General features: G+C 62.1%; 6 protein-coding genes. 1 reads left to right on the top strand and 5 read right to left on the bottom strand.

The genetic code is table 11. The annotated features are described in order from the left end of the window. Nucleotides 1-171: 171 nt before the first annotated feature. The 5 genes from ABZ728_RS21945 to ABZ728_RS21925 form a co-directional block, all read right to left on the bottom strand. Entirely contained in the window at nucleotides 172-1,191 is a 1,020-nt protein-coding gene (locus ABZ728_RS21945; protein ID WP_366658582.1) for an ABC transporter ATP-binding protein, read from the bottom strand. Beyond that, nucleotides 1,188-2,213, bottom strand: coding sequence for an ABC transporter ATP-binding protein (locus ABZ728_RS21940; protein ID WP_366658581.1), 1,026 nt, complete (start codon nucleotides 2,211-2,213; stop codon nucleotides 1,188-1,190). The genes ABZ728_RS21945 and ABZ728_RS21940 overlap by 4 nt, the downstream gene beginning before the upstream one ends. Then, nucleotides 2,210-3,265 carry an ABC transporter permease gene (locus ABZ728_RS21935; RefSeq protein WP_366658579.1) on the bottom strand — a complete coding sequence of 352 codons (1,056 nt, stop codon included), beginning with the start codon at nucleotides 3,263-3,265 and terminating at the stop codon, nucleotides 2,210-2,212. Before ABZ728_RS21935 ends, ABZ728_RS21940 begins: the two co-directional genes overlap by 4 nt. 1 nt (nucleotide 3,266) lies before the next feature. Then, on the bottom strand, nucleotides 3,267-4,187 hold the full coding sequence (locus tag ABZ728_RS21930; protein ID WP_366658578.1) for an ABC transporter permease: 921 nt from the start codon (nucleotides 4,185-4,187) through the stop codon (nucleotides 3,267-3,269). Between the two features lie 67 nt (nucleotides 4,188-4,254). Further along, complete coding sequence (locus ABZ728_RS21925) at nucleotides 4,255-5,742, bottom strand: ABC transporter substrate-binding protein (protein WP_366658576.1); 1,488 nt, start codon at nucleotides 5,740-5,742, stop codon at nucleotides 4,255-4,257. A gap of 295 nt (nucleotides 5,743-6,037) precedes the next feature. On the opposite strand from ABZ728_RS21925, the gene ABZ728_RS21920 reads away from it, so the two are divergent. Further along, nucleotides 6,038-6,313, top strand: coding sequence for a hypothetical protein (locus ABZ728_RS21920; protein WP_366658575.1), 276 nt, complete (start codon nucleotides 6,038-6,040; stop codon nucleotides 6,311-6,313). The last annotated feature ends 95 nt before the right edge of the window (nucleotides 6,314-6,408 follow it).

Raw genomic sequence — 6,408 nt, 5'->3', positions numbered from 1 at the left:
GTGGTCGTCTGGTCATGGTCTCTCCTGTCCCCGGCATCATGCCGATCTCAGGCCGAAAATCCACTTATCCCGACTGTCCAGATTCCCCGAACCACCTCTATTTGCCAGATATTTTCCCCACGTTCAACGTTTCCCAACGATCCACACCATACCACTGAGCACGTCGTCCGGTCAGTCCCGGTTCCAGCAGGCCGAGAAATGGCCGGGCGCCTTTTCGGCCAGTGGCGGGACTTCCTTGCGGCATCGATCCGAAACCAGCGGGCAGCGGGTCTGGAACCGGCAGCCGACCGGCGGGGCGGAGATGTCGGGTACCTCCCCCTGATAGACGATGCGCTTGCGCTGGCGTTGCAATGCCGGATTGGCGATCGGAACCGCTGACAGCAGGGCTTCGGTATAGGGATGCCGGGGCCGGCTATAGATCGAATCCCGATCGGCCAGTTCCATCATATGGCCGGCATACAGGATCGCGACGCGGTGCGAAATGTGGCGGACGATCGACAGGTCGTGGGCGATGAACAGGTAGCTGAGGCCAAGCTGCTTTTGCAGGTCCTGCATCAGGTTGACGACCTGGGCGCGCACCGAGACATCAAGCGCCGAGACCGGCTCGTCCGCCACGATCAGATCGGGTCTCAGCGCCAGCGCCCGGGCGATGCCGACCCGTTGCCGCTGACCGCCGGAGAACGAATGCGGATAGCGCCGGTACGCGTCGCGCGGCAACCCGACCATCTCCAGCAGTTCCATGACCTGGTCCCTGGCCTCGCCCAGCGAACCGGCCATGCCGTGGACGAGCAACGGCTCGGCGACGATGTCGAGCACGCGCATCCGGGGGTTCAGGCTGGCATAGGGGTCCTGAAGCACCACCTGCATCCCGGCGCGAAGCCGCCGCAGCGGCTCCCCCCGCATGTTGGTGATATCGGCACCCTTGAACAGGATACGCCCGGTCGCCGCTTCGACCCGGCGCAGGATGGCGCGGCCGACGGTCGTTTTGCCCGAGCCGGACTCGCCGACCAGCCCCAAGGTCTCGCCGGGCATGACGTCGAACGAGATGTTTTCCACGGCCGTAACTGCCTTGCGTGGACTCCAGAACCCCTGCCCCTTGACCTGATACTGCACGCTCAGATCGCGAACACTCAGAGTCGGAACGGGATTTGCGGTATCATCGTTCGTCGGCAACCGCTTTTCGATCATCATGACCCTGGGGCCTCCGCCAGTGCCGGTGTCCGGTCATCCCACGCGGGTGTTCCCGCCTTCCAGCAGGCGGCCGTGCCGCCCGGAGTCGTCACCAGCGGCGGCGCGGCGCGGCAGCGATCGTCGCCGATCGGACAGCGGGCCAGAAACGGGCAGCCGACGATCGGCGTCATCAGGTTCGGCGGCGTTCCCTCGATCGAGATCAGGCGCTCGTCGACGCCGTCGAGCCGAGGGGTGGAACGGAGCAGTCCTTGTGTATAGGGGTGCGCCGGTTGTTCGAACACGGCATCGGCGTCACCGGTCTCGATGATGCGCCCGGCATACATGACAGCCACCCGGTGGCAGAGACCGGCCACAATGCCCAGATCATGGGTGATAAGGACAATCGACAGCCCCAGCCGCTGCTGCAGATCGGCCAGCAGCTCCAGAATTTGCGCCTGAATTGTGACGTCCAGCGCCGTGGTCGGCTCGTCGGCGATCAGCAGCGACGGCTCGCACGCGATTCCGATGGCGATCATCACCCGTTGACGCATACCGCCTGACAATTCATGGGGATACTGGTCGAGGGTCTTGCGCGGCACCGCAATGCCGACCGCTCCCAGCAGTTCCGCCGCCCGGTTGCGCGCCTGGGCGCGGCTGTGGCCAAGATGATAGCGAACGACCTCGGCGATCTGGGCGCCGATGGTCATGAGCGGATTGAGAGAGGTCATCGGATCCTGAAAGACGACGGCGATCTCCCGCCCCCGGATCGAGCGGCCATACCGTTCTCCTGCGGGTCCCAGCAATGACCGGCCGCGCCACCTGATATCGCCGCCGACGATTCGCCCCGGTGCGGAGATCAGCCCCATGACGGCCTGGGCCGTCACGCTCTTGCCCGATCCGGATTCACCGACGATGCCGAGTGTCTCGCCTCTGCCGACCGTCAGCGACACATCGCTCAGACCGTGAACAACGCCGGCACGGGTCGCGAATTCCACGCGCAGCCGCTCCACTTCCAGCATCGTTTCCATGCTGTCGGCCGTCATGGTCCGGACTCCCTGCTGCTGCCCGTGCCGCTACCGTCGCCCGCATCGGGAGCGACTGTCGGCACATGGCGTGCCTGCCGCGATCTGGCAAACCGCTTTTCACGTTCCTGCGGATCCGTGGTCACGCGCACCCAGTTGGCGAACAGATTGATCGACAGGACCGTGGCGACGATGCAGAGGCCCGGGAACGTCACCAGCCACCAGGCGATGAAGATGTAATCCCGGCCGCCGGCGATATCCAATCCCCAGCTCGTCGCCGGCGGCTGCACGCCCAGTCCCAGGAACGATACGGCCGCCTCGGCCAGGACGATGTTGGTGAATTCCAGAATGCCGACAGTCAGCAGCGGTGAAATCAGGTTGGGCAGGATATGCATGAAGATGACGCGTCGCGGCTTGCAACCGACGATCTCGGCGGCTTCGACATAGGGGGTCTGTCGGACCGACATCACGATGCCCCGGACGAGCCGCGCATAGACCATCCAGTTCGTGATCGACAGCACCACGATGATGGTGGTGATGCTGGGTCCGATCACCGACACGATCAGCAGGATCAGAAGAACGCCGGGGAACGACACCTGGATATCGACCAGCCGCATGAGAATGCTGTCGACCCGGCCGCCGAGATATCCCGCCCACAGGCCGACGACGACCCCCAGCGTACCCGCCAGCAGCACGACGCTGACACCGATGAACAGCGTCACCCGGCCGCCCCAGATCAGCCGCGAAAGCACGTCGCGCCCGAGATGATCCGTGCCCAGCACATGGGCCCAGGTACCGCCTTCCAGCCAGAAGGGCGGCGTCAGCCGCTGCGTCACAGCCTGTGACGTCGGATCGTAGGGCGCGATCCAGGGCGCAAGCAGGGCGGCCGACACGATCAGCAGAATGACCGCGAGACCGATGGCACCGCCCTTGTCCTCCCACAACTCGCGCCCGACTTCGACGATCCGGCGGCTCCAGGGTACATCTCCGGGATCGCCGTCATTGGAACGGGCATCGGCCTCAGTATCCTCGGAAGCCGCCTTCCGGGACGATATTGATTCGCTGTGGGTCATATCAGTTCAAATTGATCCTTGGATCGATGAGCTTGAAGACGACGTCCAAGGCGATATTGATCAGCACGATCATGATGGCGATTGTGAACACTATTGCCTGCACCAGAAACAGGTCGCCGCGCTGGAGCGCCTGGATCGCCGTCAGCCCGAGGCCCGGCCACGCGAACACGGTTTCCACAACCACCGTATAACCCGCAAGGGTCAGGATCAGCTCCCACCCCACCAGCGTCAGAAACGGTATGGACGCGTTGCGCAGGGCGTGAACGCCGATGATCCGCCTCAGCGGCATTCCCTTGGCGCGCGCTGTCTTGACGTATTGCTGATTGAGTTCATCAATCATCGACGAACGCACCAGCATGGTGAGCCGGGCGAGCGGCACCAACGCTAGCGTGACGGACGGCAACACCAGATGGGCCGGGGTCCCCATGCCGGAAGTCGGCAGAACCTGAAGCTGAACCGCGAAGACGACAATCAGCAGCAATCCGACCCAGAATTGGGGCATCGACAAACCGAGCAAGCCCAGGCCGACGGTCAGCCGATCGACGATACCGCCCGGCCGAAGCGCCGCCACCACCCCCATGGGGACCGACAGCACGACCGCAAGTCCCAATCCGGCGCCGATCAGCAGCAACGAGTTCGGCAAACGCTCGAATACGACGTTTATGGCCGGCCTTCGCTGCCAGGCACTCTCACCGAAATCGAACGTGGCAAGGTCGGCCGCGAACTGAACAAACTGAACCAGCAACGGCTGATTCAGCCCCAGACCCTCGGCAAAGGCAGCACGCTGTTCCGCCGATGCCGAGAGCGGCAGCATGAGGCTGACGGGATCTCCGAAAACGCGCGTGACGACGAACACCGTCAGAGTCACACCGAGCACGACCAGGAAGCCCTGCCATGCCCGTCGGAGTATGAATGTCCCCATTCCGTCCAGCCCCTATCTTTCAATGCCCGCATTCCGGCACATCGCTGCCGGAATGCGGTGCCACGTCCTACTCGCTGACCGACATTTCCTTGATCAGCATTTTTGCATCGACGCGGGGTTGCCATTCCATCCGTGGCGACATGCCATAGATGTCCTGAAGGTTGAACAACGGCACAGTGTAGTGCATGTCGTGGCCGCGCTGGAATATGGCGTCATACAATTCCTGGCGGGCTTCAGGATCGGTCGTGACCCGCGCCTCGTCGATCATCGCCGCCATCTCTTCATCCGAATTCGACGAAGCGGCGCCGTCCATATGATAGATGTATGAGGCTTCGCGATCGGCATCCAACAGTTCGTTGGAATTGGCGATAAAGATAGAATCCGGGCGCGGCCCGTCGCCCATCAGGCTGTCGAGATACTGGGAAAACTCCTGGATCTGGACATCGGTTTCAAGTCCGATTTCCGACCAGTAGCCGGCCACGGTTTCGATCTGCTCTCGATCCTTCAGCCAGCGGCCGGATTCGCCGATCACCTCAAGGGTAGCCCCGACGGCGCCCGCCTCCTCGATCAGTTCGCGCGCGCGCTCAGGGTCGTAGGGATAGGATTCCAGGTCATCGTTGAACCCGAAAGCGCGTGGGTTGACATGATGCCCGGCGGCAATTGTGGCATAGCCCTGGAACAGACTGTCGGCCATGGCCTGCCGGTCGATGGCCAGATTGAGAGCCTCGCGGACCCGGACGTCCGACGTCAGTTCGTTGTCGGCGCCAAGAACGAAAACAGAGGTCTCAAGGCCCTCGACAGCAGCGAAATTTTCAACGCTCGCCGTGAATTCTGGCAACAGGTTGATGATGACATCGAACTCGCCGGCCATAAGGCCCGAAAGCCGCGTGCCGGGTTCGCCGACAAATCTGAAGGTTACCGCTTCGACATCCGGTTCCGGACCCCAGTAATCTTCGTTCACGGCAAGTTCGATGCTGGTGCCGCGCTGCCAGTCGACGAACCGATATGGCCCCGTCCCGACCGGTTCCGAGGCCAGATCTCCCTCCTCGGCATAGTCCGGCGGAATCATCTTCATCCAGTACATGCGCGAAGGCAAAATCGGATCCGGGCCCGTGGTCAGGATTCGAACGGTCAGGTCGTCGACTTTCTCGGCGCCGGCGATCGTTCCGAAATAGGCCATCTGCTCGGAATTGTTTTCCGGATCGATGATCCGCTCGACACTGGCAACCACAGCGTCGGCATTGAAGGGCTCGCCATTGTGGAAAGTAACGCCCTCCCGGAGCGTGAATTCCCATGTCGTCTCATCGACCTGCGTCGGGACCTCTGCGGCGAGACCCGGCTCCAATTCGCCTTCCGGCGTCCGGGCCATGAGCGTCTCGTATATGTTGTCGTTTACCTGCCGCTCGCCACCGTCGTCGCGCAGTTGCGGGTCGAGCGTCGACGGCTCGGACCCGATGGCCACTGTAATCGATTGAGCGAACGCCGCCGGCGTAACCAGCGCCATGGATGCAGCCAGCGCCGTCGACGCCAGCAAGCCGCGAAGTGAGATCGTCATTGATTTACCTGCCCTTCCGTAAAGCCCTGAATTATCGTCTTTTGAACCAGCGATTCATCAGAATACATCCCGCTGTAGGGAGTGTCACCCATCTCTGCGCCTGTGATGCGCATTCTCCCGTTCGCTGTAGATCAACTTATTATGCAATTGTCACGCCAAGGAGCGACTTGGGATGTGGACTTGCTGCCAGCCATGGGACAGACTGATAACAGAACCGACCCTGCCCCCACCTGTTACGTTCGAAGCCGCTCTGGCGCAGGACGAGTTGATATCCATGGAACGGGGACACTAAGGAATGATCAGAATCTTTTTTCTGCCAATCGCAACCGGCATGGCCGCATTGACGATCGGCGGTGCGACGATATCCCAGGCATCGGCTGATGACGAAGCCGCCGCCTTCGATGAAAACTGCACCACTTGCCATATCGAAGGCGACATTCCTCAGTGGCGCGAGCAGTTCCCGAACACCGACGACGGCCGCGAACGCCTCGACACGTTTCTGCAGGATCATCACGCTTCTGACGCAGACGACCGGGCGCTTATAATCACTTATATTGAAAAGGCTCTGTAAGCGGAGCCTGCGGCCCACGGTATTATGGGGTTGACGGCGCTTTGTAGTTCCAGGGCAACAGTTCGTCGATCCGGTTCTTTGGATGCCCTTCTGCG

The organism is Fodinicurvata sp. EGI_FJ10296 (genome assembly GCF_040712075.1).
Taxonomy (GTDB): domain Bacteria; phylum Pseudomonadota; class Alphaproteobacteria; order DSM-16000; family Inquilinaceae; genus JBFCVL01.
The sequence above is the reverse complement of the archived record's forward strand: the minus strand, read 5'-3'. Positions and strand labels throughout refer to the sequence as shown.

Bases quoted from the DNA above. Each gene is read 5' to 3' on its own strand.
- ABZ728_RS21925 (WP_366658576.1), bottom strand. From the start codon at position 5,742: ATGACGATCTCACTTCGCGGCTTGCTGGCGTCGACGGCGCTGGCTGCA.
- ABZ728_RS21920 (WP_366658575.1), top strand. From the start codon at position 6,038: ATGATCAGAATCTTTTTTCTGCCAATCGCAACCGGCATGGCCGCATTG.
- ABZ728_RS21930 (WP_366658578.1), bottom strand. From the start codon at position 4,187: ATGGGGACATTCATACTCCGACGGGCATGGCAGGGCTTCCTGGTCGTG.
- ABZ728_RS21940 (WP_366658581.1), bottom strand. From the start codon at position 2,213: ATGACGGCCGACAGCATGGAAACGATGCTGGAAGTGGAGCGGCTGCGC.
- ABZ728_RS21945 (WP_366658582.1), bottom strand. From the start codon at position 1,191: ATGATGATCGAAAAGCGGTTGCCGACGAACGATGATACCGCAAATCCC.
- ABZ728_RS21935 (WP_366658579.1), bottom strand. From the start codon at position 3,265: ATGACCCACAGCGAATCAATATCGTCCCGGAAGGCGGCTTCCGAGGAT.